This is a genomic window from Frankia sp. BMG5.60 (genome assembly GCF_059428125.1).
Map to the genome: position 1 here is coordinate 5063997 of NZ_CM182091.1, position 25941 is coordinate 5089937.

Below are 25941 nucleotides of genomic sequence, written 5' to 3' on the forward strand. Positions count from 1 at the left end.
GCGCCGCGTCGAAGCATTCCACCGGCCCCGCGCACGTTCATTCCTCCGCGTCGGGTATGCCGGTACGAGATCGACCTTCGACGGGTATCGGGGCTGCTGTTGATTTGCTGTCGGGCAATGCTCCCGCATAATGGGTGCCCGGGTTTCGGCGCATGGGCGGGACGGGCTGCCCTCATCCGGCGTCCGCTGCTTCCCCGACAATGGACGTCCCCTCGGTGCGCCGAAGTTGACAATGATCGTGTAGTCGACCGATTACCGCCTACTGGCGAAAGTTATTCCTCGGACCCCCGGTCGGTCCAGCGGAAGTCCGAAAAAATCATCCCGGCCCGAGCGGCTGGATCTCCGGGCGCCGCCGCCGGGAGCGACCATGCCGGCAGGGGGAATTCCGTTCGGCTCCGCCGCGTGACGGAGCCGAGGGCAGGCGCCGCGTGCAGCGGCATGTGCAGCACGTTCTTCCCGTTTGCGGTGCGCCATGCGCAGGAGGTCGATGATCGGCGCGGATGTCGTCACATACGTCTGCTCCGAACATCGTGCCGGGGTTTCCGGCAAAGATGGGCGGACGTTGCAGCGTTGATGTCGGTTCGATGTTCCGCGGGATGTCCGGCGGTCACCGCCGGGGTGGCCGGACTGTCCGGGGAAAGGAGCTCGGGACCGGGTGCGATCACCTCGTCCTGCCGGGGCGCGGGGAACCTTCTTCACCGGGCGTGACGTTAATTCGGGTCGGCGGCGCGGCCGGAACATATTTCGGCACCGAAGGCGAGCGGTGAACGATCGGAAGATCGCCGATCGGGGCGCACCCCGGTGGGTTCCGCATTCTCCGCCATGGGCGTCTTCGGACCGCACGGCGGACGTCGACAGGTCGCGGACGTCGACAGATCGCGGACGTCAACTGCCGGCGGACGTCCGCCGGCCGCTCCCGGCGTCAGCCGGTCGGCGCCGCGTCGGTTCTGGGTCGGACCAGAGTCACCCGGTCGAACGGCACCGGGTCGGGGGAACCCGAGTCGTACGCGGTGACCCGGATGCTGGTCAACCCGCCGGGCTCGCCGGGATCCACCTCGAAACCGGCGAAGGCGTAGGGGTGATCGGGGGCTCGGAAGGCCAACCAGGCCGCGTCCTCGAGCTCGCGGACGGCGGACCGGTGCCGGCGCCCCGGTTCGGGGTCACGGACGCCGACCACGATCCGTCCGGCCGGCGGATCCAGCAGCGTGTCCGTGGACGGCGACGACGAGCCTCCGGTGCCCGCCATCAGGTGGACCGTGCCCGCCGACGTGTCCACGACGGCGCCGCCGGACCGGACCGCCCCCGCAACCGATCGGGGGGCGAGGGTCCGGCTGCCCGGGACGGTGCCCCGCACCGGGTGGCTGCGTTCGTAGTGGTGCTCGTGCCCGTAGAGCACGAGGTCCACTCCGTGCCGGTCGAACAGCGGCAGCCAGGCCTCCCGGATGCCCAGGTCGGCGCCGTTGTGATCGGCCGAGGTGGACAGCGCCGCATGGTGCATGGCGACCACGATCCAGTCGATGCCCGGGTCGGCCCGGGCCTGCTCCAGCGTCCGGGCGAGCCAGGCGGTCTGCCGGCCGGCGCTGAACCCGCGCAGGTAGATCGGGCCACTGTTCTGGTAGCAGACGTCGTCGGCGCTGAGCACCACGAAGCGGACCGCCCCGACCGTGAAGGCGTACCAGAGGCCCGCGAGGTAGCCCTCGTCCCCGTTCGGCGGCAGCTCGAAGTAGGTCTGGTAGGCCGCGAGCCCCAGCGCCCCGTTCCCCCGCTCGATCTCGTGGTTGCCGACGCACGGCATCCACGGCCGTGACCCCGCGGACGGGCTGATCATCGTGAACCAGTCGGACCAGGTGCGTACCGGGTCCTCACGCTGGTTGGCGTAGGACAGATCCCCGCCGGTGAGCGCGAACAGCGGTGCGCACCGCTCGACGCCGGCCACGGCGTACCCGGAGGCGGGCGAGCCGAACGGGTCGTACGGCCGGTCGGTGCCCTGATCGCCGAAGAAGGTGAAGCCGAAGGCGGCCCGCGAGCCCGGCGCCGTGCGGAACGAGCCAGCCGTCGCCTGCGGGCGGCCGTCGTGCTCGAGGGTGAACGCGTAGTCCGTGGCGGGTTCGAGCCCGGTCAGGACCGCGTGATGGACGAAGACCTGCTCGCCGGTGCGCGCGTCCCGGTAGGAGCGGGTGGTCGCCGGGACCGGCTCGCCGCCGGTGCCGGATCGGGCTGCGCAGCGCACCGCCGGCCGGGTTACGGGGCCGCGAGTGAGCCAGGAGACGACCATGGCCGTCGCCGGCTCGGCGCCGAAGGTGAGATGGACGCCGTGGGCGTCGTCGGCACCGCCCGTCACTCCACCCGACCCCGCCTGCTGTCCGACCCGGTCCTGCCTGATCCGGTCCTGCCTGATCCGGTCCCGCCCGATCCGGTCCCGCCCGATTTGGTCCCACCTGAGCTGGTCTCACCCGAGCTGGTCTCATTGCCGACCACAAGCATGGTGCCATGGCCCGCGGCCGCCCATCGACCGAACGTCGTGTGGGGTAGCCGACGTTGCACGGCCGCCGGAGCCCGACCCGTGATCCCCTACTGTCCGGGTGACGCCGCCTGCGCCCGCCGTCCCGGGGACGGGTGACACCGGGGAGTGACCCTGACCGCCGCCGACATCGCCCTGCTGGTGGGTGCCGGCGTGCTGGCCGGCGTCACCAGCACCGTCGCGGGGCTGGCGTCGCTCGTCTCCTACCCCGCGCTGCTCGCGACCGGGCTCTCGCCGCTGGCGGCGAACGTCACCAACACGACGGCGCTGCTGTTCGTGGCGGTCGGCGCGGCCGCCGGGTCGCGGCCCGAGCTTGCGGGCCAGGCCGACCGGGTCGCCCGGTTCGCGGCGATGACCCTCGCCGGCGGGGCGGTGGGCGCCGTCCTGCTCCTCACGCTGCCGGAGCGGACGTTCGAACGAGCGGTGCCGGTGCTGATCGCCGGGGCGGCCGTGCTGCTGTGGGCACAGCCCCGGATCCTCGCCCGGCGGGCCGAAGCGCCGGCCGAGGGCGGCCCGGCGGTCCTCGCCGCGGTCTTCGGAACCGGGATCTACCTGGGCTACTTCGGCGCCGGCGGCGGGGTGGCGCTGCTTGCCGTGCTCGCGGTGGCGATCCCTGAGCCGCTCGCCCGGGTCAATGCGATCAAGAACGTGTCGTCGGGCTTCGCGAATCTGGTCGCGGCGGCGGGGTTCGCTGTGTTCGGCCCGGTGCGCTGGGCCGCGGTGGCGCCCCTGGCCGTCGGTCTGCTGATCGGCGGCGCGGTCGGGCCGCTGATCGTGCGCCGGCTGCCGGGCGACATCCTGCGGGTGCTCATCGGGCTGGCCGCGCTCGGCCTCGCCGCGAGCCTCGCGTGGGATGCCTACGGCTGAGCCCCGGAACCTGGTGGGGCTCCGGGGCTCAACCGTGCTCCAGGCGGCGCTGGTGACGCGCCGCTGGCGCTACTCGCTGGACTTGGCGAGGTCGACCGGCGGCGCGTCCGGCACCTGGTTCGGCTTGGTCTCGCCGCGGAAGACGAACTTGGCCTCTTCGTCCTCGCCCTCGACGTCGCCGACGACGATCTCGCCCGGCTTGAGCGTGCCGTACAGGATCTTCTCGGACAGGACGTCCTCGATCTCCCGCTGGATCGTCCGGCGCAGCGGCCGGGCGCCGAGCACGGGGTCGTAGCCCTTCTTCGCCAGCAGCGCCTTGGCGGCCGACGTCAGCTCGAGAGCCATGTCCTTGTTCTTGAGCTGGATGTCCACCCGGGCCAGCATGAGATCGACGATCTGGATGATCTCGTTCTCGGAGAGCTGGTGGAAGACGATGATGTCGTCGATCCGGTTGAGGAACTCCGGCCGGAAGTGCTGCTTGAGCTCGTCCTGGACCTTCGCCTTCATCCGCTCGTAGTCGACGGCGCCCTGACCGGTGGCGAAGCCGATGCCGGGGCCCTTGGAGATGTCCCGGGTGCCCAGGTTCGACGTCATGATCAGAACGGTGTTCTTGAAGTCGACCAGCCGGCCCTGGGAGTCGGTCAGGCGACCGTCCTCCAAGATCTGCAGGAGCGTGTTGAAGACGTCGGGGTGCGCCTTCTCGACCTCGTCGAACAGGACGACGGAGAACGGCTTGCGCCGCACCCGCTCGGTGAGCTGGCCGCCCTCCTCGTAGCCGACGTATCCGGGCGGGGAGCCCACCAGCCGCGAGACGGTGTGCTTCTCCATGTACTCGGACATGTCGAGCTGGATGAGCGCGTCCTCGTCACCGAAGAGGAACTCGGCGAGCGTCTTGGACAGCTCGGTCTTACCGACACCGGACGGGCCGGCGAAGATGAACGACCCGCCGGGACGCTTGGGGTCCTTCAGCCCGGCGCGGGTGCGCCGGATCGCCTGCGAGACGGCCTTGATGGCCTGCTGCTGGCCGATGACCCGCTTGTGCAGCTCGTCCTCCATGCGGAGCAGACGGGCCGTCTCCTCCTCGGTGAGCTTGAAGACCGGGATGCCCGTCCAGATGGCGAGCACCTCGGCGATCTCCTCGTCGCCCACCTCGGCGACGACGTCCATGTCGCCGGCCTTCCACTCCTTCTCCCGCTTCGCCTTCTCGGACAGGAGGGTCTTCTCCTTGTCCCGCAGCGAGGCGGCCTTCTCGAAGTCCTGCGCGTCGATCGCGGACTCCTTGTCCCGGCGGACACCCGCGATGCGCTCGTCGAACTCGCGCAGGTCCGGCGGCGCGGTCATCCGGCGGATGCGCATCCGCGAGCCGGCCTCGTCGATCAGGTCGATCGCCTTGTCCGGCAGGAAGCGGTCCGAGATGTACCGGTCGGCCAGGGAGGCGGCGGCGACCAGGGCGGCGTCGGTGATCGAGACGCGGTGGTGCGCCTCGTACCGGTCGCGCAGGCCCTTGAGGATCTCGATGGTGTGCGCCACCGACGGCTCCGCGACCTGGATCGGCTGGAAGCGGCGCTCGAGCGCGGCGTCCTTCTCCAGGTGCTTGCGGTACTCGTCGAGGGTGGTGGCACCGATCGTCTGCAGCTCACCGCGAGCGAGCATCGGCTTGAGGATCGACGCGGCGTCGATCGCGCCCTCCGCGGCGCCCGCACCGACCAGCGTGTGCAGCTCGTCGATGAACAGGATGATGTCGCCGCGGGTGCGGATCTCCTTGAGGACCTTCTTCAGCCGCTCCTCGAAGTCACCGCGGTAGCGGGAACCGGCGACCAGAGCGCCGAGGTCGAGGGTGTAGAGCTGCTTGTCCTTCAGGGTCTCGGGCACCTCGCCCTTGACGATCGCCTGCGCCAGGCCCTCGACGACGGCGGTCTTGCCGACCCCGGGCTCGCCGATCAGGACCGGGTTGTTCTTGGTCCGGCGCGACAGCACCTGCATGACGCGCTCGATCTCCTTCTCGCGCCCGATGACCGGGTCGAGCTTGGACTCGCGCGCCGCCGCGGTGAGGTTGCGGCCGAACTGGTCGAGCACCAGCGACGTGGACGGGGTGCCCTCGGCCGGAGCGCCGGAGGTCGCCGTCTCGCCCTTGCCCTGGTAGCCGGACAGGAGCTGGATGACCTGCTGGCGCACGCGGTTGAGGTCCGCGCCCAGCTTGACGAGCACCTGGGCGGCGACGCCCTCGCCCTCGCGGATCAGGCCGAGCAGGATGTGTTCGGTCCCGATGTAGTTGTGGCCGAGCTGGAGGGCCTCCCGAAGCGACAGCTCCAGGACCTTCTTCGCACGCGGGGTGAACGGAATGTGCCCGCTCGGTGCCTGCTGGCCCTGGCCGATGATCTCCTCGACCTGAGACCGCACACCCTCAAGGGAGATGCCGAGGGACTCGAGGGCCTTGGCGGCGACGCCCTCGCCCTCGTGGATCAGGCCGAGCAGGATGTGCTCGGTCCCGATGTAGTTGTGGTTGAGCATCCTGGCCTCTTCTTGAGCCAGGACGACGACCCGACGTGCCCGGTCGGTGAATCTCTCGAACATGTGCGCTCCTTCGAGCTGCGACCGACCACACGACAGCCGGTATCCGCATGCTAGCTCCGCCGAGGCATGTCCTCACGCATCGAACAGAAACCTACCCGCCGGCTCCGTCCACTTCGTCGGGGACGGAGGACCAGCTCAACTGCCGGTCCGACCAGCGGAGACGCCTAGGGCAACCGTGGCCGACCAGCCATGATTCCGTCACGTCGTTCCGCCAAGAGCAGAACGACTCGAGCCGCGCGGCGCCGTCGCCGCCCGCCCCTCGGGGCGGTGGGATCCGCCCGCCAGGCGGTCTCCCGCCCGGGCTGGCTCTCCCTCGTCGCTACCGACGGTAGTCGATGGCGGGGTGCCTTCTGTTGTGATTGGCGCCACATGCACATCGCTTTGTGATTTAGATGTTACTTTTCGGCGTCAAGGCTTTGAAGATCTTGCAATTGTCAGACTCAACGCCTTCCTATAGCCACTTTACGTGCGCCAGCGCGGAACCGCGTGCCGAGCGCGAGTCATACCGCAAGACCTCCATTACCCTGCGTGTCTATCCAGGCGCGCATGCGCCGCTCCCGTTCGGTGTCGTCGGTGAAGGGGCAGGTCGTGCAGTACTCGTCGCCGAGGCGGTGCGCGAGGCAGCACGATCCACAGCGCATCCCGGTGTAGGGCCGGCCGCGATGGACGAACTCGTGCCAACGCGGGCGGGCGCGCATCGTCGGGGCCGCCCGTTCGAAGAAGGCGTCCGCCTCCTGCCGGCCCGCGTCGGGGTCCCCGGTGGCCCGCTCGGTCAGCAGGAAGGCTCGGGCGCACTGCGCGGCCACCGCGCCCCAGAGGGCCGGGTAGCCGAGTCGGACCCGCGCCCGCAGCTCGTGGACGAACGGACTCAGATGGGTGAGGACCTCGTCCACGAGGGCCCCCCGCAGTGCGTCGAGACCATCGACCACCCGGTCCGGCCCGTCGTCGTGCGGGCTCGCCGGGTCGGCGCCCTCGGCCGCCCGGGCATCGGCCAGCACCGTCCCGGTGGATCGATGCAGCGCCGTCCGGTCGTACCAGCCGCTGTCGAGCGTCCGCAGTGACATCCGCGCCGGGGTCAGGTCCGGCACTCGACGCAGCAGTACGTAGGAGGCGACGGCCGGGGCGACGACGGCGGCCGAGTACCAGTTGGCCAGGTAGCTGGCAGCGACCTCGGGGCTGGCACCGGGATGAGACCGGGTGATCCGGGCCATCGACCGGGCCACTCCGCGTGGCCCGGCGAGGAAGGCGCAGTCGGCCCAGCCGGGGCCGGTCGGCACGCCGTAAGACAGGCTGCGGGGCTGCAGGACGTCGGCGAGGTTACGCGGGACGATCCTCTGGGCGGCCGGCTCACTCGCTTCCCGGGAGGAACGGGGGGTCGAGGATCCGCCGTCGGAGGCCGGCTCCCGCGGCGTTGCGGAGGTCGGCAGGGGCACGAGCATGAACTTAGGTAAGGCTACCTTCACCCTGCTGTCAAATGACTGTGGCCACACCGACATACTTACCCGACCAGGGCATGATCCGGGCCTTATGTCCACCTTTGTCAATACTCACGCGATGCCACGGCTGTCTCGCATCGGGTGGTCGGACCCGACTCCCCGTCCCGCGGCGTACACGGCACAGGTGGCCACCTGGCCGGGCTCGACTGCGCGCTGTGCCCGATTCTCCTCGTGCCCGTCGCGTCGCGCATCCACAGGCCGCCTCTGCGTGCCGAACCGCAGGTCGCACGGGCCTGGCGGGGCACTGGGACCGGACCGGCGGCCCGAACGGGTGACCGAGGACGGCTGGGGACGGCTGAGGACGGTTGAGGGCGGCCGAGGACGGCTCGCGGCGCGGCTGGCGGCGTCAGTGGCGGTCGGCGGCGAGGTAGCGGTCGACCGCCGTGGCGATGGCCTGCTGGCCGCGGGCTGTCGGGTGCGCGCTGAGGTCGCGGGCCGGCGCCAGCAGGCCGATCGGGGCCACCCAGGAGTCCTTGGTACAGATCTCGTGGCCGCGCAGCGCCCGGTCGGTCGCGACGTACTCCACGTCCGCGTCGGCCGCCGCCCGTCGGATCACCCGGTTCAACTGGCTGTTCAGGTTGGTGAGCTGGCGTCGTTCGGTATTACTCAGCCATTTACAGGTGTTCTTGCGCTGACTGCTCGGGAAGATGTCGGGATATCCGACGACGAGGATCCTGGAGTGCGGCGCCGCCGCCTTCACCGCAGCATAGTTCGCGCTCAGGACGTCCGGGAGTTCCTTGGTGATGAGATTTCGCTCGCGCTTGTCCTTGCCATCCCAGAAACACTTCCAGGCGTAGCAGCTCAGGATTACGTTGCTGAAACCGGCGTCGTTGCCGCCGATGGTGATGGTGACGACATCCGGGGCGGTGTTCAGCCGCCGCAACTGGGTGAGCTGTGGCACTTCGCCCTTGAACGATTCGTTGAGGGCGTCCGTGGTCGCCCCGGCGCAGGCGGCGAACAGCGCGACGGTGGTCGGCGGCTCCATGGTGGCGAGCTGTCGCGGCCACGCCTGGTTGCTACGCCGACAGCGGGGCGTCAGCACATCGAAGGGCGGATTGCCCTCGCCGGAGGAGTAGGAGTCGCCCAGCACCGCCAGGGTGCGGGGGCGCGCCGCCGCGGACGCCGGTGCATTCCATCCGGACGACGCGGTCACGGCGGTATACAGAAATACCGTCGACAGCGTGAGGAGGAAGGGCCGGATGAGACGCCCGGCCCGGCCGGGCCCGCCACCCGACCAAGCCCCCGAGGATCGGTCCCGCATAGCTTGGAATCGTAACCGGTGGAACCGGTCGCGCACCGCGGATCCGGCGGGATGTCGGTTGCCCGACCAGCGCCCGGTGGAGAATTCGTCCGCCGCTCGCCGGACGAATCACGCCGGGGCCGGAATCAGATGTTCTTCTCGAAGACCAGGCGGAGACCGATGAGCGTGAGATGCGGCTCGTGCCGGTCGAGCGTCTCGCTCTCCTTGATGACGAGCGAGGCGAGCCCGCCGGTGGCGATCGCGGTCGCGTGCGCGCCGAGTTCGGCACGGATCCGTCGGACCAGCCCGTCCACCTGGCCGGCGACCCCGTAGATCATCCCGGACTGCAGCGCCTCGACGGTGCTCTTGCCGATCACCGACCGCGGCGGGGTGAGCTCGACCTTGCGCAACTGCGCCGCCCGGGACGCCAGCGCGTCCAGGGCGATCTCGATGCCGGGCGCGAGCACCCCGCCGATGAACTCGCCCCGCGCCGAGACCACGTCCAGGTTCGTCGAGGTCCCGAAGTCGACGACGATCGCCGGTCCGCCGTACAGGTGATGCGCGGCGAGCGTGTTCATGATGCGGTCCGCGCCGGCCTCCTTGGGGTTGTCGATCAGGATCGGTACCCCCGTCCGGGTACCCGGTTCGACGATGACGACCGGGATGTCGCGGAAGGCGCGGACCACCATCCGGCGCAGCTCCCGCAGCGCCGCGGGGACCGTCGAGCAGATCGACACGCCCGTGATCCGATGCTCGCCGAGCAGCCCGCGGTAGAGCAGCACGAGCTCGTCGGCGGTGGCGTGCGGATCGGTGCGGACCCGCCAGGAGTCGGCGAGGTCGTCGCCGTCGAAGACGCCGACGACGGTGTTGGTGTTGCCGACGTCGATGGCGAGCAGCATCAGGACTCCTCCACGATCGGGCCCGCCGGGCCCGGGCCCGCGCAGTCCGGTCCCGACTGCCGGCCGGGATCGAGATCGAGGCCGAGATCGAGAGCGGGCGCCGAGTGGGTCAGGGCGCCGACCGCAAGATAGTCCACCCCGGTGGCCGCGACGTCCGCGGCCACCCGCAGGCTCAGCCCGCCGCTGGCCTCCAGGCGCACCCCCGCCGGCCGGGCGAGGGCCACCGAGGCCCGCAGGTCCCGCGGGGTCATGTTGTCGCAGAGGATGAGGTCCGCCCCCGCGGCGACCGCCTCGGCGACCTGGTCGACGGTGTCGCACTCGACCTCGACGGGCAGCCCCGGGAACCGGGCCCGCACCGCGGCGAAGGCCGCCGCCACCCCGCCGGCGGCGACCACGTGGTTGTCCTTGATCAGGGCGGCGTCGGTCAGCGACATCCGGTGATTGCTGCCCCCGCCGCAGCGCACGGCGTACTTCTCCAGGGCGCGCAGGCCGGGCAGCGTCTTGCGGGTGTCGCGGATCGCCGCGCCCGTCCCGGCGACGGCGTCGACCCAGGCCCGGGTCAGCGTGGCGATCCCGGACAGGTGGCACAGCAGGTTCAGCGCGGTGCGCTCGGCGGTGAGCAGGCCCCGGACCGGGCCGTTGACCCGGGCCACCGTCGAGCCGGGGGAGACGGTGTCGCCGTCGCGGGCGGTCAGGGTGACGGTCACGGACCGGCCGAGCAGGCTCTCGAACACGGCCGCGGCCACCGGCAGCCCGGCGACCGTCCCCGCCGCGCGGCTGACCAGGGCCCCGTGTCCGACCAGGGCGGCGTCGACAGTCGCCTCGGAGGTGGCGTCGACCGCGCCGGCTCGGCCGCCCGGCCCGTCCGGCTCGCAGCTCGGCAGGTCCTCGGCGACGGCCCGGCCGATCACCGCGACGACGCCCTCGGGGTCGAGGCCGGCCGCGGCCAGCGCGCTGCGGGTGGCGGGAGACAGCCGACCGCTGTGCGCCTCGGTCCAGCCGTGCACCTCGGTCCAGCCGTGCCCGTCGGTCTGCCCCTGTACGTCGGTCCCGCTCACGGCGCCGGCCGCATGGGTTCGACGTTGATGATCAGTTCCCCCTCCGGGTCGAGCCGGGTCAGGATCCGGCCCAGCCAGTGCTCGTCGTCGCGGTCGCCGAAGTCCTCCCGCCAGTGCGAGCCCCGGGTCTCCGTCCGGGTCGCGGCGGCGGCGACCAGCGCGGTCGCGACCGTACGCAGGTTGGTCATCTCCCAGGCCGGCGGGCCGGCGGTCACGGTCGCGCCGCTGACCCTAAGGTCCCCGAGGCCGGCGAGGACCTTCGCCGTCGCCCGCAGGCTGTCGGCGCTGCGCAGCACCCCGGCGCCGTCGGTCATCGCCCGGGTCAGCTCGGCGCGTTCGGCCGGATCGGTCAGCCCGCTGCCCCGGCCGACGACCGGGGCGGCCGGCACCGCGTCCCGGCGCCGGCCCGCGTGCTCGGCGCCCGCGATGTCCTGGGCGATGCGGGCGGCGAAGACCAGGCCCTCCAGCAGGCTGTTCGACGCCAGTCGGTTGGCGCCGTGCACCCCGGTGCAGGCCACCTCCCCGCAGGCGTACAGGCCGGGGACGGTGGTGCGGCCCCACAGGTCGGTGCGCACCCCGCCGGAGGCGTAGTGGGCGGCCGGAGCGACCGGGATCGGCATGGTCACCGGATCGACGCCGACGGAGCGGCAGCGGGCGGTGATCGACGGGAAGCGCCGCTCGATCGTCTGCGCCCCGAGCCCCCGGGCGTCGAGGTAGAGGTGCTCGACCCCCTGCGCGGCCATCACCCGCGACATCTGCTTGGCGACGACGTCGCGGGGGGCGAGGTCGGCGAGCGGGTGGGCACCGGCCATCACCCTTTGTCCGGCGGCGTCGACGAGGACGGCGCCCTCGCCGCGCATCGCCTCGCTGACCAGCGGCTGCTGGCCGCCGGGTTGGGCGCCCACCTGGGCCGAGGCCGCCGGCGGCAGCCACAGCGCGGTCGGGTGGAACTGGACGAACTCCAGGTCGGCGACGACGGCACCGGCCCGCAGCGCCAGCGCCACGCCATCGCCGGTGGAGACGCCCGGATTGGTGGTCGAGGCGAAGATCTGTCCCATCCCGCCGGTCGCGAGCACGACCGCGGGCGCGGTGACCGCCCCGACGCCGTCCCGGCTGCCCTCGCCGAGCACGTGCAGGGTCGCGCCGGCCGTCCGGCCGTCGGCATCCCGCAGCAGGTCCAGGACGAGGGCGTTCTCGATCACCTCGACCGCCGGATCGGCCCGCACCGCGGCGATCAGGGCCCGCTCGACCTCCAGCCCGGTGGCGTCGCCGCCGGCGTGGACGATCCGGTTGCGCAGGTGGCCGCCTTCGCGGGTGAGGGCGAACGAGCCGTCGTCGGCCCGGTCGAAGCGCGCGCCGAGCTCGGCGAGTTCCCGCACCCGGGCCGGTCCCTCGTCGACCAGCACCCGCGCGGCGTCCGGGTCGCACAGGCCGACGCCGGCGACGAGGGTGTCGGCGAGATGATCGGCGGGGGAGTCCTCGGCGGCGAGCGCCGCGGCGATCCCGCCCTGCGCCCACCGGGTGGAGCCGGCGTCGAGATGCGCCTTCGTGACCAGCAGGACCCGGGCCGCGGGCAGCTCCCGGCGCAGGTGCAGGACCGCGGTGAGGCCGGCGATCCCCGATCCGATCACGACGATGTCCGCGGCGCGGCTCCACCCTGGACGCGGCGCGCCGAGCCGGCACGGCAGCATGATCACCGGGGCGCCACGACCGTCCGGCTCGCCGCGACCGCGACGGGGACCTGTTGGACCGGGGTGCCCCGGCGGGCGGCGGCTGTCACCGGATTGGCCGGCACGGCGACGTCGCCGCGCAGGCTCGAAGGATCGTCGGGAAGCGCCTCGGCCGGGTCGTGCCCGCGGCCGATGATCCGGTTCTCGGCGTCGACGAACAGCACCCTCGGGACGTGCCGGCGCGCCTCGGCGTCGTCCATCATCCCGTAGGCGATGATGATGACGAGGTCCCCGGGCTGGACCAGCCGGGCCGCCGCGCCGTTGATGCCGATCACGCCGCTGCCGGCCGGGCCCGCGATCGCGTACGTCTCCAGACGGGCCCCGTTGTTGATGTCGACGATCGTCACCTGCTCGCCGGGGAGCAGGTCGGCGGCCTCGAGCAGGTCGGCGTCGATCGTCACCGAGCCCACATAGTGCAGGTCGGCCTGGGTGACCGTGGCCCGGTGGATCTTGGCGGTGAGCATGGTGCGCAGCACGGTCAGGCTCCCTGGGTGTCGGTGGGGAGGATGAGCGAGACATTGTCGATGAGGCGGGTCGTGCCCACGCGGGCGGCGACGAGCAGCAGCGCGGGGCCGCCGCGCACCGGCCCCAGGTCCTCGGGGCCGGCCAGTTCGAGGTAGTCGACGTCGACGCCGTCCGCCGCGTCGAGCACGGCGCGCGCCGCCGCGAGCACCGCCGCCGCCCCGCCGCCGCTGGCCGCCGCGCCGGCGGCGAGCGCCCGGGACAGCGCGAGCGCATCGGTCCGCTGCTCGGAGGTCAGGTAGACGTTACGGCTCGACCTCGCCAGGCCGTCGGGCTCGCGGGCCGTCTCCACCCCGATCACGGTCACGTCGAAGGCGAGGTCGGCGACCATCCGCCGGATGCAGACGAGCTGCTGGGCGTCCTTGCGCCCGAAGAACGCCAGGTCGGGATGGACCAGGTGCAGCATGGTCCCGACGAGGGTCAGCATCCCGTCGAAGTGGCCCGGGCGGGACGTCCCCTCCAGCACCGCGCCGAGCGGGCCGGCGCTGAACCGGACCAGCGGCGGCGGATCGTGGATCACCGCGGGGGCGAACACCACGTCGACCCCCTCCCGGGCGCACACCGCGAGGTCCGCGGCGAGCGTGCGCGGGTAGCGGTCGAGGTCCTCGCCCGCGCCGAACTGCAGCGGGTTGACGAAGATCGTGGCGACCACCTGGTCCGCCCGGGCGCGGGCCGCGCGCAGCAGGCTGGCGTGCCCCTCGTGCAGCGCCCCCATGGTCATGACCACGGCGCGGACCGGCCGGCCGTGCCGCGAGGCCGCGCGGGCGGGCCCCGCGGCGGCGGCTCGCGGGTGCGCGCCGGCCGCCTGGTCCAGCGCGACGAGGGCGGCCCGCAGCTCGGCCCGGTCGCGGGCCAGCACGGGCCGGCCGGGTCCGGCCGGCGCCGGCGCCGGGCTGGGGATGGCGGTGGGCCGCGCCGCCGTTGCGGGAGGCTCGGCGCCCGCCGGCGTGGGCTTGGCCGCTGCCGCGGGCTCGGCGGTCACCGCGGGCTCGGCGGTCACCGTGGGCGCGGCGGTCGCTGAAGGCGAGACGGCGGATGCGGAACCGGTGGGCCGGCCGGAGCGCGGGGCGCGGTCGGACGCGGCGGAGGAGACGATGCTCATGGTTTCCGTTCCAGTCCTCGGGTGGGGTACCGGACGTCGAGCGCCACTGTAACTCGCCCGCAATGCTCGCCGCGACTCCCTGTGATCCGGGCATCGTCCCGATGATCCACGTGCCGTTTCCCCAGCCCCGCGCCCGTGCCCCACGCCTGTCCGGGGGCCGGCGGGGTGTGTCACCCCGGGGGCATCGCCGAGCGGTCCGAACGGGCGGGTACCCGGGTGCCGACCGCGCCGACCGCGCCGACCGGCTGGGTGGGCAGGTCGGTCCGGCGCGGGTCGTCGGGTCCCGGCTGGTCGCCGCGCCACACGCGCTCCCCGAGCAGGGTGAGCACGGCCGGCATGAGGATCACCCGGATCAGGGTGGCGTCGATGAGGATCGCCGCGCCCAGGCCCACCCCGAGCTGCTTCATGCTGACCTGGGACAGCGTCGCGAAGATCGAGAACACCGCGACCATGATGACCGCCGCGCTGGTCACCACCCCCGCGCTGCGCCGCACCCCCACCGTCACGGCGTCGCGCATGGACAGCCCGGCCGCCCGGGCCTCCCGGACCCGGCTGAGCACGAAGACCTGGTAGTCCATCGACAGCCCGAACAGCACCACGAACAGCATCAGCGGCAGCCAGTTGGTGACGGCCCCGGTGGAGGTGTAGCCGAGCAGCCCGTCTGCCCAGTGGTGCTGGAAGACGGCGACGAGCAGGCCGTACGCGGCCCCCACCGACAGCAGGTTCAGGCCGACGGCCACGGCCGCGACCAGGGCGCTGCGGAACGCCGCCAGCAGCAGCCCGAAGGCCAGCATCATGACGAAGGCGATCACCAGCGGGGTCCGGCCGTTGAGCCGGGCGTTGAAGTCCGCGGAACCGGCGGTGGTGCCGGTGACGTCGGCCCGCAGGCCCGGGGCGGCGCCGATGGTCGCGGGGATCACCGTCGAGCGCAGCGTGTGCAGGGCCCTGACGGACTCCCCGTCCGTGCCGCTGCCCGCGATCGGGATCCTGACCCGGGCGACCCGGTGATCGTCGGTGACCGTGACGACCACGGGCTCGAACATCCGGCCGCTGGCCACCGCCCGGCTGCGCAGCGCGTCGATGGCCGCCCGCGCCTGCGGGGTGGTGACGTCCGCGCCGTCGGTGCCCGAGACGACGACGGCCGCCGCGACCTCGCCGCCGGGGAAGGCGGTCGAGAGCCGTTCGTAGGTCTTCATGATCGGCAGGTTCTTCGGGATGTCGTCGATGCCGGGCTCGGCGGTGTGCATCCCGAGCGCGGGCAGCGCCAGCAGCACCAGCAGGCCGCCCGTCACCGCGGCGACCGGCGCGGGCCGGCGCAGGAGCCGACCCATGATCCCCGGCCCGGCCGAGTGCGCCTGCGCGTCGCCGTGGCGGCGCCGCGTCGCCCGGCGCCGCCACGGCAGCCGCAGCAGCTCCACCCGGTCGCCGAGCAGCGACAGCAGCGCGGGCAGCACGGTCAGCGAGCCGAGCACGGCCACCAGGACGACGATGACCGTGCCGACCGCGACGCCGGTGAACACCGACAGGCCGGTGATGAACAGGCCCGCCATGGACGCCGCGACGGTGAGGCCCGAGACGAGCACCGCGTGCCCGGAGGTCTCGGCGGCGATCTCCAGAGCGCGCTCGGGACCGTGGCCGGCGGCCCGCTCCTCGCGTTCCCGGCGGATGTAGAACAGCGCGTAGTCGACGCCGACCGCAAGCCCGATCAGCAGCATGACCGAGGTCGCCGTGTCGTCGGTCGGGAACAGCCGGCTGGCGAAGGCGACCAGGCCCAGCGCCCCGACGAAGGCGGTCAGCGCCAGCGCCATCGGGATCACCGCGGCGACCACCGCGCCGAACACGGCCAGCAGGATGCCGAGGGTCAGCGGGATGGCCAGCAGCTCGGCGCGGTGGAAGTCCTTGCCGACGGTGGCATTGAGCGCCTTGTCCGCGCTGGCGTCCCCGAACTGCTCGACCGACACGCCGGGGTGCGCCGCGCGGACGGCGGCGACGGCGTCCAGGGTCGGGTCGACCGACGCCGGATCGTCGGCGGTGCCCTTGAGGTCGAAGGTGAGCAGCACCGAGCGCAGATCGCGCGACACCAGGCCGGGGTCGGTGCTCGCCCCGGGCACCGGCAGCGGGCTGCGCAGCGCCGTCGCCACCCCGCTCGCCCGCACCCGGGCGGCGGCGTCGGTCAGCGCCGAGCGGACCTGCGGGTCCGCCAGCAGCGTCCGGGGGTCCGCCACCGGGGTCGCGCGCTGGATCAGGATGTTCTCGCTGGCCGTGTCGACGTAGCCGTGGTCGGCCAGGATGTGCTGGGCCCGGGAGTCCTCGCCCGTGCTGTAGTCGGCGTCGGCCAGGGTGTGGGTGCCGATCATGCTGCCGAGGACGATCGCCAGGACCACGCCGAGCAGCCAGCCGCCGACGGCCAGCTTGCGGTGCCGCACGCTCCACCGCGCCGCCCGCGCGGCGAGGTGCGTCGGACGGTCCCCGCCGGCCGGCCGGTGGGCGGGTCGGCCGGCCCCCGGAGGGTCGGCCGACCGGCCTGGATCGGCTGTCGGACCTGGGAAAACGGCTTTCGGGCGAGGTGGCGTCTGCATGGAACGACGATCTCGTTCCGGACGTTCATGGTCACTGCGGCGAGCTACCGGCTTTCCGCTGCAGCCATCCGCCCGCCCGCGGTAGGGCTGTCCCCACCATCAGGGCTGTCCCCACCATCCATCCCTCAGGAGCATGGACGGCCTCAGGAGCATGGACGGCCTCAGGAGCGTGGACGGCCTCAGGAGCGTGGACGGCCTCAGGAGGTGGAGAGGTAGTCCTTGAAGGAGATGCCGGTCAGCCGCTCGTAGGCCTCGATGTAACGGGCCCGCGTCGCCTCGACGACGTTGTCCGGCAGCTCCGGTCCCGGCTCGGTCTTGTCCCAGCCGGTGCTCGTCAGGTAATCCCGGATGTACTGCTTGTCGAACGACGGCTGGGAGACGCCCGGCGACCAGGTGTCCTCCGGCCAGAACCGGGATGAGTCGGGGGTGAGCACCTCGTCGGCGAGCCGCAGCGTGCCCTCGGCGTCGTGGCCGAACTCGAACTTCGTGTCCGCGAGCAGGATGCCCCGCTCGGCCGCGAGGTCGCTGGCCCGGCCGAAGATCTGCAGGGTGAGCCGCTCCAGCTCGGCGGCGAGCTCGGCGCCGACCCGCCCGGCCGCGTCCGCGCGGCTGATGTTCTCGTCGTGCTCGCCGATCGGCGCCTTCGTCGACGGGGTGTAGATCGTCGACGGCAGCCGGCTGCCGTCCACCAGCCCGGCCGGCAGCGGGTGCCCGCTGACAGCGCCGGTGCGCTGGTAGTCCTTCAGCCCGCTGCCGGTCAGGTAACCGCGGGCCACGCACTCGATGAGCACCATGTCGAGGCGGCGGCACAGCATCGACCGGCCGCGCAACTGCTCGGTGTACGGCGCGAGCTCGGCCGGGTACTCGTCCACGTTCGAGCTGATGACGTGGGACGGGACGAGGTCGGAGAGCTGGTCGAACCACCACAGTGACAGCCCGGTCAGCACGGCACCCTTGTCGGGAATCTCGGTCGGCAGGACTACGTCGAACGCCGAGATGCGGTCGCTGGCGACCAGGAGCACGGCGTCGTCCCCGACCGCGAACAGCTCCCGGACCTTGCCCGAACCCAGGTGGGTGAGTCCGGCGAACTCCTCATGTGTCAGCGGCATGCCCCGACCGTACCGACCCCGGACAGCTCTCGTGGCCCGGTGCGTCCCGCGCCATGCCCGCGCAGCGATATGTCCGTCTGTGGCGTCCGTGCAGGTCGGACGATCCCGCCGCCGACCTGCGGTGCCGGCACCCATCACCGAGCATGGATGCCGCCGGACGTGTCGATGCGGGCCGAGGTGACGGCAGGAGGCTGGGTGGAGGCGTCAGACAACCGGGACGGCGCCCCCCGGCAGACAGTCGCCGACCAGGGCACCAGGGTCCGCCACGGCTCCAGCGCCGACGAGGGCTCCAGCGCCGACGAGGGCTCCAGCGCCGACGAGGGCTCCAGCGCCGGCCACGGCACCGGCGACCCGCGCGGGACCGGCTCCACCCGCGGGACCGGCTCCACCCGCAGGATCGGCGCGGTCGCCGCCCGGCTGGCCGGGGGAGCGGGCGCCGGGCACCCGGAGCATGGGATCTATGGAACGGTCCTCACCGCGGGCCTGCTCGCGGCGCAGGACCCGCGGCACGATTCCTTGGCCGGCACCGTCATCGACGTTCTGGTCACGGTAACGGTGTTCTGGCTGGCCCATGGCTACGCCTACGCCGTCGGTCACCATCTGGCCCCCGGCAGACGATCGCCAGGAACCGGACCGCCGCAGCGGCTCCTGCGGCTGGCCTGGACGGCGCTGACGCGGAACTGGCCGCTGGTGCAGGCCTCGGTTCTCCCGCTGGCCGTGCTGATCCTGGCCCGCGTGGCCGGCGCCACCGCCGAGGGCGCGCTGCAGGCGGCGCTGTGGACCTGCGTCGTGCTCCTGGCGGCCTGGGGCCTGCTCGCGGGCGGGGCGGCCGGGCTGACCGGCTGGCGCCTGGCCCGCTACGCCACCGGCAGCTCCCTGCTCGGCCTGATCCTCGTCGCCCTGGAGGTGGCCATCCACTGACCGCCGTCGCCCGGCTGCCGGCCTCGGGCGGTTGGGCGGGGGGCCCGGTTGGGTGGGGGCTGGGCTGCCTTGCCGATCTGGGGGGACGAAACGGGCGCCGAGGCCCCCGGAAGGGCAAGGAAGTCCGGGGCCGGCCGGCGAGTGGCGCCGACCGGCCCCGGGCCGCGGCTCAGGTGAGGGCGGCGAGGGCGTCGAAGACGGGGCCGAGGCGCTCGGTGTAGCGCTCCGGGCGGCTGACCTCGTCCAGGCGGGCCTCGTCGAGGGGCAGGCCACGGTCGCCGGCGTGCTTGCGCAGGGTCTCGCGGAACGGCACGCCGGTCTGCCAGGTCTCCATCGCCGCCGCCTGGGTGACGGCATAGGCGTCCTCGCGCGACAGGCCCGTCTCGACCAGTTCCAGCAGCACCGCCGAGGTGTAGACCAGCCCGCCGGTGGCGTCGAGGTTCGCCCGCATCCGCGCCGTGTCGACGACCAGGCCGGTGACCAGCCGCGTCGTCAGGTGCAGCAGGTAGTCGACGCCGGCGGCGGCGTCCGGCAGGGCGATCCGCTCGGTCGAGGAGTGCGAGATGTCGCGCTCGTGCCAGAGCGGGACGCCCTCCAGCACGGGGACGTACTGGGCGCGGACGATCCGGGCGAGGCCGGCGATCCGCTCCGACATGATCGGGTTCTTCTTGTGCGGCATCGCCGAGGAGCCCTTCTGCCCGGAGCCGAACGGCTCGGACAGTTCCCGGACCTCCGTGCGCTGGCCGTGGCGCACCTCCAGCGCGACCGCCTCGCAGAGCGTCGCGAGCCCGGCCAGCGCCGCCACCCAGTTCGCGACGCCGTCGCGCAGCACCACCTGGGTCGCCACCGGCGTCGGGCGCAGGCCCAGCCGGTCGGCGACGTACGCCTCGACGTCGGGCTCGATGTTCGAGTACGTCCCGACCGCCCCGGAGATCTTCGCGACGGCCACGTCCGCGCGGGCCGCGCGCAGCCGGTCGCGGCAGCGGGCAAGGCCGAAGGCGAGGTCGGCGACCCGGTGGCCGAACACGGTCGGCTCGCCGTGGATGCCATGGGTGCGCCCGACCCGCAGGGTGTCCCGGTGGGCCAGGCCCAGGTCGCGCAGCGCCGCGACGAGGGTGTCCGCGCGGGCCAGCAGCAGGTCGGTGGACTCGACGAGCTGCAGGGCCAGCGCCGTGTCCAGCAGGTCCGACGACGTCATCCCGAAGTGGACGTAGGCGGCGGCCGCGCGCGGCTCGGTGCGGTCCGCCCACGCGGACAGGAAGGCGATCACGTCGTGCTGGGTGACGGCCTCGATCTCCGCGACGGCCTCGGGCGTGGGGGCGGGGGCCGCGCGGACCGGTGCGACGGAGTCGGCGGGAATCCGGCCGGCGGCGGCGTGCGCCTCCATGACCAGCACCTCGACCTGGCACCACAGCTCGTACTTGTGCGCCTCGGACCACACCCGGCCCATGTCGGGCAGGGTGTACCGGCCGATCACGGCTGGGCGCCGGCGGTGGCTGCCGTGGCCAGGGCGTCGGCCGCGGCCTGCTCGAAGTCGTCCTTGAACGCGGCGAGCTTGAGGCTCAGGTCTGGGTCGGACAGCGCCAGGATCTGGATGGCGAGAATCGCCGCGTTCGTCGAGTTGTTCAGCCCGACGGTGGCGACCGGCACGCCGGGGGGCATCTGGGCGATGGCGAGCATCGAGTCCATCCCGTCCAGCGCCCCGCCGGAGATCGGCACCCCGATCACCGGCAGCGTCGTCAGCGCGGCGACGGCGCCGGGCAGCGCCGCGGCCAGGCCCGCCCCGGCGATGACTACCGAGATGTCCCGGGCGCGCAACTGGCCGACGTACTCGGCGAGGGTGCGCGGGGCCCGGTGCGCCGACAGCGACACCTGCTCGTAGGGCACCCCGAAGCGCTCCAGGGTGGCGCCGGCCTTGCTCATCGTCTGGGTGTCCGACGGCGACCCGAAGACGACGGCCACCCGGGGACGGTCGGACCCGGTGCTGCTCTGCGACACGGTCTACTCCTTCTTCTTCGGCCGCGTCGGGTCCTCGCCCGGCGCGGTGTCCGCGCGGTGTACGTCAGCCGCATGACGCATCCGGGACGGGTCCCCGATATCGGTGCGGTAATGGGCGCCGGCCAGCGAGATCCGGCTGACGGCCTCGTAGGCAGATCCTCGCGCGGACTCCAGGTTGGAGCCGATCGCCGTGACGGACAGCACGCGCCCGCCGGACGAGACGACCTGCCCGTCCGCGTCCCGGCGGGTCCCGGCGTGCAGTACGTCGACCCCCGTCAGCGCCCCGGCGGCGGCGAGCCCGCGGATCGGATCGCCCAGTCGTGGCGACGCCGGGTAGCCGGGCGCGGCCACGACGACGCTGATGGCGGCGCCGGATCGCCACACCGGCGCGCGGCGTCCGGACAGCACGTCGGTCAGCGGCGTGGTGAGCAGCGCGAGGATGGCCTGGACCTCGGGATCGCCGAAGCGGACGTTGAACTCCACCACCCGCGGGCCCCGGGTGGTCAGCGCGAGCCCCGCGTAGAGCAGGCCGGTGAACGGGGTGCCGCGCCGCGCCATCTCGTCCACGGTCGGGCGGATCACCGTCGCGACGATCTCCGCGGACAGCCCGTGCGATGCCCAGGGCAGCGGGGTGTACGCGCCCATCCCGCCGGTGTTCGGCCCGGTGTCGCCGTCGCCGACCCGCTTGTGGTCCTGAGCGGGCAGCAGCGGTAGGACCGCGCCGGACTCGGTCACGACCGCGAAGAGCGAGACCTCCGGCCCGTCGAGGTACTCCTCCAGGACGACCCGGTCGTCCGGGCCGCGCAGGCTCGCGCGTACGGCGGCGACGGCGGCCTCGCGGTCCTCGGTCACGGTGACGCCCTTGCCGGCGGCGAGCCCGTCGTACTTCACCACGTACGGCGGACCGAACTCGTCGAGGTCGGCGAGGGCCGGCTCGACCTCGGTGTGGTCGCGGGCGGCGGCGGTGGGCACGCCCGCGGCGCGCATGACCCCCTTGGCGAAGGCCTTGCTGCCCTCCAGCCGGGCGGCGGCCGCGCTCGGCCCGAACACCGGCAGGCCGCGGGCGCGTACCTCGTCGGCTGCCCCGGCGACCAGCGGCCCCTCGGGGCCGATCACGGTGAGGTCCGCGCCGACCTTTTCGGCGAGGTCGGCGACCGCGTCCGGGTCGGCGACGTCGAGCGGGCGGGGCTCGGCGAGCTCGGCCGTGCCGGCGTTGCCCGGCGCGCAGACGAGCGCGTCGACCCGCGGGTCGCGAGCGAGCGCCCGGCACAGTGCGTGCTCGCGCCCGCCAGAGCCGACGACCAGGACCTTCATCTATTCACCTCGGGGCGGGGGCGGCGGGCGGCCGCACGCCGGCGGGCACCGGGGGCCGGGCGGGCGGCCGGGATGGGGGCGACGAGACCGGACGGGACGGTGCGGCCGGATGGCACGGTGCGGCCGCAGCCGGCGGGGCCGCGGCCGCGCCGCAGCGGAATGCGGCGCAGGCGACGGCCAAGGGCGGCCGTCAAAGCTGGTCCCCGACGCGCGGCGCCGGGGAGAGGAGCCAGCGCGGGCGCACCAGATGGCGCGGGCCCCCCGCGACCGCCCGAACGGGCCGGGGGCCGTGGCGGTCGGATCGGGTCACGCGCCCCAGCCTAGCGCGTAACTGATCATCAGGCGTTCCGCGTCCATCCGTCGACGGCCGCCTATCAGAACAACCCGGGCGCGCAGAGCCACTCGGCTAGAGTCCGACGCCCGCGCGCCAGAGCAGGTGGGCCATCCCGTGCACCAGGTGCAGGGCACAGCGGCGGGCGTCCACCTCGGCCATGCCGGCGACGATGGCGGCCGTGTCGACCGGCCAGACGCGGACCTCCCGGCCGAGCACCGTCAGCGGCGACGGGTCGTCGCGTCCCTCGAAGGCACGCCCGCCCGGCTCGACGAACAGGTGCAGCGACCGCCCGGCGGCCGGGAACGACTCGCACCGCCAGTACAGCAGCGGCCAGGCCTTCAGCCGCTCGCGGCGGTGTACCCGGTGGGCCGGCTGCCCGCCGGCGGCCGGCTCGTCGCCGGCCTCCGCCGCGACCCGAGTCGGGATGCTCCCGTGCGGGTCGACGACCGCGCGCGGCCGGGACTCGTGCCGGCGCGGCAGGGTGCCGCGGGCCCGTACGGTGACCGGCGGCACCAGGTGCTCCGCGGCGCAGAAGTCCAGGAAGTCACGAATCTGGGCGTCGACGTGGTTCGCGACCGCGGCGGCGCGTTCGAGCCGCTGCGCCTCGGCCCGCTTCGAGCTGCGGATGGCGTGGCTGCCCCGCAGCAGCACGTCGGTGAGCGTCTCCGGCAGCGCCTCGCCGGTGGGGGAGAACCCGACGGGCCAGGCGTCGGAGTCGGTCGGGCGCAAGTACCGGTGCCGTACCGCCGGCGCCCACAACGCCGGCCGGGTGTCCTTGACTGCGCTTGACTCCGTGACCCGCCAGGTCTCTGTGACCGGCCGGGCGTCGGCGGTGGGGGCCGCCGCGGTGGGGGCCGGCGCGGTGCGGGTGTCGGCGGTGCGAGTGTCGACGGGGACGGGGGTGGGTGGCGCCGGCATCTGGCCGGGCACGGAGTGATCGTCGCCGGACGGGCGGGTCCCTGCACCGGACACCGTCCTCACCCCCACCCGCCATCGCTGAACGTGACCGTCCAAGCCTCTGTGGTAACGCTGCGTTATGCAAGCGGGGCGGGGGAGGGGTGCGGCGGCCGCACCGGGCGGGTCAGACCAGGTCGTTGATCACCAGGGTCTGGTCCCGGCCCGGGCCGACGCCGATCGCGGAGACGGGCGCGCCGGAGAGCTCCTCCAGCGTCCGGATGTAGTCCTTCGCGGCCGCGGGCAGGTCGGCGTACTTCCGCACGTCGGAGAGATCCTCATGCCAGCCCGGCAGCTCGGTGTAGATGGGACGGGCGTGGTGGAACTCGGTCTGCGTCATCGGCATCTCGTCGACCCGCTCGCCACCGATGTCGTAACCCACGCAGATCGGCACGCGGTCGAAGCCGGACAGCACGTCCAGCTTGGTGAGGAACAGGTCGGTCAGGCCGTTGACCCGCACCGCGTAGCGGGCGATCACCGCGTCGAACCAGCCGGTGCGCCGGGCGCGGCCGGTCGTCACGCCGAACTCACCGCCGATGCGCCGTAGCTCCTCGCCGACCTTGTCATCCAGCTCGGTGGGGAAGGGGCCGGCGCCGACCCGGGTGGTGTACGCCTTGATGATCCCGACGACCCGGTTGATCCGGGTCGGCCCGATGCCGGCGCCGGTCGCCGCGTACCCGGCGGTCGGGTTCGACGAGGTCACGAACGGATAGGTGCCGTGGTCGACGTCGAGCAGCGTGCCCTGGGAGCCCTCCAGCAGCACGACCTTGCCCGCGCGCAGCGCGTGGTCCAGGACGAGGCCGGTGTCGGCGATGTGCGGGCCGAGGCGCTCGGCGTAGCCGGCGTACTCCTCGACGACCTCGTCCACCTCGATCCGCCGCCGGTTGTAGACCTTCGCCAGGACCTGGTTCTTCTCGCGCAGCGCGAGTTCGAGCTTCTTGCGGAAGATGCCCGGGTCGAGCAGGTCCTGGACCCGGATGCCGGTGCGGGCGACCTTGTCGCCGTAGGTCGGGCCGATGCCGCGACCGGTGGTGCCGATCCGCGCCTTGCCCAGGTAGCGCTCGGTCACCCGATCCAGGGCCCGGTGATGCGGCATGATCAGATGAGCGTTCGCGCTGATCAGCAGGCGCGAGACGTCGATGCCTCGGGCAGCGAGCCCGTCCATCTCGGTGAGCAGGACGCCGGGGTCGATCACGACCCCGTTGCCGATCACCGGCACGCAGTCGGCCCGCAGGATGCCGCTGGGGATCAGGTGGAGGGCGTAGTGCTCCTCCCCGATGACCACCGTGTGGCCGGCGTTGTTGCCGCCCTGGTACCGGACGACGTAGTCGACGGCGCCGCCCAGAAGGTCGGTCGCCTTTCCTTTTCCCTCGTCGCCCCATTGGGCGCCGATGAGGACGAGAGCGGGCACCGGGCGAGGTTACTAGGGATGGCACTCGCGCGTGGCCGGTCGGGAGATGCTTCTACCGAACGGCGCCGGTGGCTCACGATCCGTCGAGGCCGAGTTCGCGGGCGGCGTTGGGATCGCTGTCGGCGAGGAAGGTGTGGCAGCGGGTGGCCTCCTCGGCCTCCCCGATGGCCGCCGCGGCGCGCCCGAGCGCGGCCAGGGACCGCAGGAAGCCGCGGTTCGGCTCGTGCGACCAGGGAATCGGCCCGTTGCCCCGCCAGCCGGCGCGGCGCAGCGCGTCGAGTCCGCGGTGGTATCCGGTGCGGGCGTACGCGTACGCCTCGACGGGCCGGTCGCCGGCCAGCGCGACCTCGGCGAGGGCGGCCCACGGGGCGCTCAGCGCGGGCGAGGCGGCGGCCACGGCCGCCGGCGCCTCCCCGGCGGCCAGCGCGTCGGTGGCGATGGCGTCGGAGGGCAGCAGCGTCGGCGGCGGGCCCGAGAGCAGGTTGCGGCCCGGGTCGGACGGCGTCGTCATGGATGCATCCTGCCGCACGGGCGTGGCGACCCGCCGGGTGGGTGCGGCGAGCAGCCGTACTGGCGCGGTGAGCAGTCGCGGCGGGTCACGACCGGACGGTGACGTTCCACAGGTTCTGGCCGACGGCGCCGGGCTGGCCGTCGTTGACCCGGGTCAGGTAGCCGTAGAGGGCGGCGATGCCCTGCGACTGCGGACCGAACTTTCCGTCGACGGTGAGCATGAAGCTCTTGTTGCGCATCGCGGCCTGCCAGACGAACGCATCCGGGCGGACGTCGTCGCCGTAACCGGCGTTGAGGACGGTGCCCTTGTAGGAGTTGTCGCCCATCTCCTGGCGGGCGCGATCCAGCGTCATCGGCGGTTCGGCGGGGGTGAGGGCCTGCTCGATGACGTCGCCGGAGCCGACCGCGGCCGGGCCGTTGTTCGTCAGGCCCATCTTGCGCGAGCACGACGGCCAGGGCTGCCAGCCCCGCGAGTTGTAGAGCTTGGCCGCCGCCTCGTCCTGGGTGGCGGGGGAGGCCTGGTCAGGCCGGCCGGAGTAGCCGAGGCCGTGCCAGGTCGTCTGGTCGAACTGGTAGCCGCCGTAGAAGCTGTTGCCGGTGTTGGCGGCGTAGTTCCCGCCGGACTCGCACTGCCGGAGCTTGGCGAAGTCGTCGGCGGTGGCGGCGCCGGCGGGGGCCGCGGTGACCGCGAGCCCGCTGCCGACGATGGCCGTCACCGCGCCGGTGGTGCGAAGGATACGACCCGCGGTCGAATGGGCCTGCGGGGCCCGATGTTTACCACCACGCCGTCCTGACGGCATGT

20 protein-coding genes are annotated in these 25941 nt (G+C 73.2%); 2 read left to right on the forward strand and 18 right to left on the reverse strand.

The features are described from left to right. Positions 1-922 precede the first annotated feature (922 nt). Positions 923-2341: a purple acid phosphatase family protein gene (locus tag AC5R91_RS20850; RefSeq protein WP_495393008.1), complete on the reverse strand. Its 1419-nt coding sequence runs from the start codon at positions 2339-2341 to the stop codon at positions 923-925. 288 nt (positions 2342-2629) lie between these two features. Here AC5R91_RS20850 and AC5R91_RS20855 point away from each other — a divergent pair, with 288 nt between their 5' ends. After that, the gene (locus AC5R91_RS20855; protein WP_495393009.1) at positions 2630-3388 is read left to right on the forward strand and encodes a sulfite exporter TauE/SafE family protein; all 759 of its coding nucleotides are present in this window, start codon (positions 2630-2632) and stop codon (positions 3386-3388) included. Between the two features lie 69 nt (positions 3389-3457). On the opposite strand, the gene AC5R91_RS20860 is transcribed toward AC5R91_RS20855, so the two are convergent. The 10 genes from AC5R91_RS20860 to AC5R91_RS20905 form a co-directional block, all read right to left on the reverse strand. Further along, on the reverse strand, positions 3458-5962 hold the full coding sequence (locus AC5R91_RS20860) for an ATP-dependent Clp protease ATP-binding subunit (protein WP_495393010.1): 2505 nt from the start codon (positions 5960-5962) through the stop codon (positions 3458-3460). A gap of 500 nt (positions 5963-6462) precedes the next feature. Next, positions 6463-7425: an IucA/IucC family C-terminal-domain containing protein gene (locus tag AC5R91_RS20865; RefSeq protein WP_495393011.1), complete on the reverse strand. Its 963-nt coding sequence runs from the start codon at positions 7423-7425 to the stop codon at positions 6463-6465. 379 nt (positions 7426-7804) lie between these two features. Further along, positions 7805-8611 (reverse strand): SGNH/GDSL hydrolase family protein, encoded by an 807-nt coding sequence (locus tag AC5R91_RS20870; protein WP_495393012.1) that lies wholly within the window; start codon positions 8609-8611, stop codon positions 7805-7807. Positions 8612-8844: 233 nt separating this feature from the next. After that, positions 8845-9597, reverse strand: a complete 753-nt coding sequence (locus AC5R91_RS20875) for a type III pantothenate kinase (protein WP_495393013.1) — start codon at positions 9595-9597, stop codon at positions 8845-8847. Beyond that, complete coding sequence (gene nadC, locus AC5R91_RS20880; RefSeq protein ID WP_495393014.1) at positions 9597-10655, reverse strand: carboxylating nicotinate-nucleotide diphosphorylase; 1059 nt, start codon at positions 10653-10655, stop codon at positions 9597-9599. The genes AC5R91_RS20875 and nadC overlap by 1 nt, the downstream gene beginning before the upstream one ends. Next, a complete protein-coding gene (locus AC5R91_RS20885; RefSeq protein ID WP_495393015.1) occupies positions 10652-12352 on the reverse strand; it encodes an L-aspartate oxidase in 1701 nt (566 codons plus the stop codon). The genes nadC and AC5R91_RS20885 overlap by 4 nt, the downstream gene beginning before the upstream one ends. Beyond that, positions 12349-12861 (reverse strand): aspartate 1-decarboxylase, encoded by a 513-nt coding sequence (gene panD / locus AC5R91_RS20890; protein WP_495393016.1) that lies wholly within the window; start codon positions 12859-12861, stop codon positions 12349-12351. The genes AC5R91_RS20885 and panD overlap by 4 nt, the downstream gene beginning before the upstream one ends. Before the next feature lie 2 nt (positions 12862-12863). After that, the gene (panC, locus tag AC5R91_RS20895) at positions 12864-14009 is read right to left on the reverse strand and encodes a pantoate--beta-alanine ligase (RefSeq protein ID WP_495393017.1); all 1146 of its coding nucleotides are present in this window, start codon (positions 14007-14009) and stop codon (positions 12864-12866) included. A 170-nt stretch (positions 14010-14179) separates the two neighbouring features. Continuing rightward, on the reverse strand, positions 14180-16588 hold the full coding sequence (locus AC5R91_RS20900) for an MMPL family transporter (RefSeq protein WP_495393018.1): 2409 nt from the start codon (positions 16586-16588) through the stop codon (positions 14180-14182). 197 nt (positions 16589-16785) lie between these two features. Then, the gene (locus AC5R91_RS20905; RefSeq protein ID WP_495393019.1) at positions 16786-17697 is read right to left on the reverse strand and encodes a phosphoribosylaminoimidazolesuccinocarboxamide synthase; all 912 of its coding nucleotides are present in this window, start codon (positions 17695-17697) and stop codon (positions 16786-16788) included. Between the two features lie 147 nt (positions 17698-17844). Here AC5R91_RS20905 and AC5R91_RS20910 point away from each other — a divergent pair, with 147 nt between their 5' ends. Further along, complete coding sequence (locus AC5R91_RS20910) at positions 17845-18618, forward strand: hypothetical protein (RefSeq protein ID WP_495393020.1); 774 nt, start codon at positions 17845-17847, stop codon at positions 18616-18618. Between the two features lie 169 nt (positions 18619-18787). Here AC5R91_RS20910 and purB read toward each other — a convergent pair whose 3' ends face one another. The 7 genes from purB to AC5R91_RS20945 all read right to left on the reverse strand — a co-directional run bounded on the left by purB (position 18788) and on the right by AC5R91_RS20945 (position 25939). Further along, positions 18788-20095, reverse strand: a complete 1308-nt coding sequence (purB, locus tag AC5R91_RS20915; protein ID WP_495393021.1) for an adenylosuccinate lyase — start codon at positions 20093-20095, stop codon at positions 18788-18790. Beyond that, positions 20092-20616 carry a 5-(carboxyamino)imidazole ribonucleotide mutase gene (gene purE / locus AC5R91_RS20920; protein WP_495393022.1) on the reverse strand — a complete coding sequence of 175 codons (525 nt, stop codon included), beginning with the start codon at positions 20614-20616 and terminating at the stop codon, positions 20092-20094. Before purE ends, purB begins: the two co-directional genes overlap by 4 nt. Positions 20617-20619: 3 nt before the next feature. Continuing rightward, on the reverse strand, positions 20620-21930 hold the full coding sequence (purD, locus tag AC5R91_RS20925; RefSeq protein WP_495393024.1) for a phosphoribosylamine--glycine ligase: 1311 nt from the start codon (positions 21928-21930) through the stop codon (positions 20620-20622). Between the two features lie 406 nt (positions 21931-22336). Continuing rightward, entirely contained in the window at positions 22337-23236 is a 900-nt protein-coding gene (locus AC5R91_RS20930; protein ID WP_495393025.1) for a hypothetical protein, read from the reverse strand. A 109-nt stretch (positions 23237-23345) separates the two neighbouring features. Continuing rightward, positions 23346-24629, reverse strand: coding sequence for an adenylosuccinate synthase (locus tag AC5R91_RS20935; RefSeq protein WP_495393026.1), 1284 nt, complete (start codon positions 24627-24629; stop codon positions 23346-23348). A gap of 73 nt (positions 24630-24702) precedes the next feature. Then, entirely contained in the window at positions 24703-25140 is a 438-nt protein-coding gene (locus tag AC5R91_RS20940) for a DUF3151 domain-containing protein (RefSeq protein ID WP_495393027.1), read from the reverse strand. Between the two features lie 85 nt (positions 25141-25225). Beyond that, on the reverse strand, positions 25226-25939 hold the full coding sequence (locus AC5R91_RS20945; RefSeq protein WP_495393028.1) for a transglycosylase family protein: 714 nt from the start codon (positions 25937-25939) through the stop codon (positions 25226-25228). Between the last annotated feature and the right edge of the window lie 2 nt (positions 25940-25941).

Excerpts from the sequence above, each read along its gene's own strand:
- AC5R91_RS20860 (WP_495393010.1), bottom strand. The coding sequence starts at position 5,962 with ATGTTCGAGAGATTCACCGACCGGGCACGTCGGGTCGTCGTCCTGGCT.
- AC5R91_RS20875 (WP_495393013.1), bottom strand. The coding sequence starts at position 9,597 with ATGCTGCTCGCCATCGACGTCGGCAACACCAACACCGTCGTCGGCGTC.
- panC (WP_495393017.1), bottom strand. The coding sequence starts at position 14,009 with ATGAGCATCGTCTCCTCCGCCGCGTCCGACCGCGCCCCGCGCTCCGGC.
- AC5R91_RS20900 (WP_495393018.1), bottom strand. The coding sequence starts at position 16,588 with ATGCAGACGCCACCTCGCCCGAAAGCCGTTTTCCCAGGTCCGACAGCC.
- AC5R91_RS20905 (WP_495393019.1), bottom strand. The coding sequence starts at position 17,697 with ATGCCGCTGACACATGAGGAGTTCGCCGGACTCACCCACCTGGGTTCG.
- AC5R91_RS20910 (WP_495393020.1), top strand. The coding sequence starts at position 17,845 with ATGCCGCCGGACGTGTCGATGCGGGCCGAGGTGACGGCAGGAGGCTGG.
- purD (WP_495393024.1), bottom strand. The coding sequence starts at position 21,930 with ATGAAGGTCCTGGTCGTCGGCTCTGGCGGGCGCGAGCACGCACTGTGC.
- AC5R91_RS20940 (WP_495393027.1), bottom strand. The coding sequence starts at position 25,140 with ATGACGACGCCGTCCGACCCGGGCCGCAACCTGCTCTCGGGCCCGCCG.
- AC5R91_RS20945 (WP_495393028.1), bottom strand. The coding sequence starts at position 25,939 with ATGCCGTCAGGACGGCGTGGTGGTAAACATCGGGCCCCGCAGGCCCAT.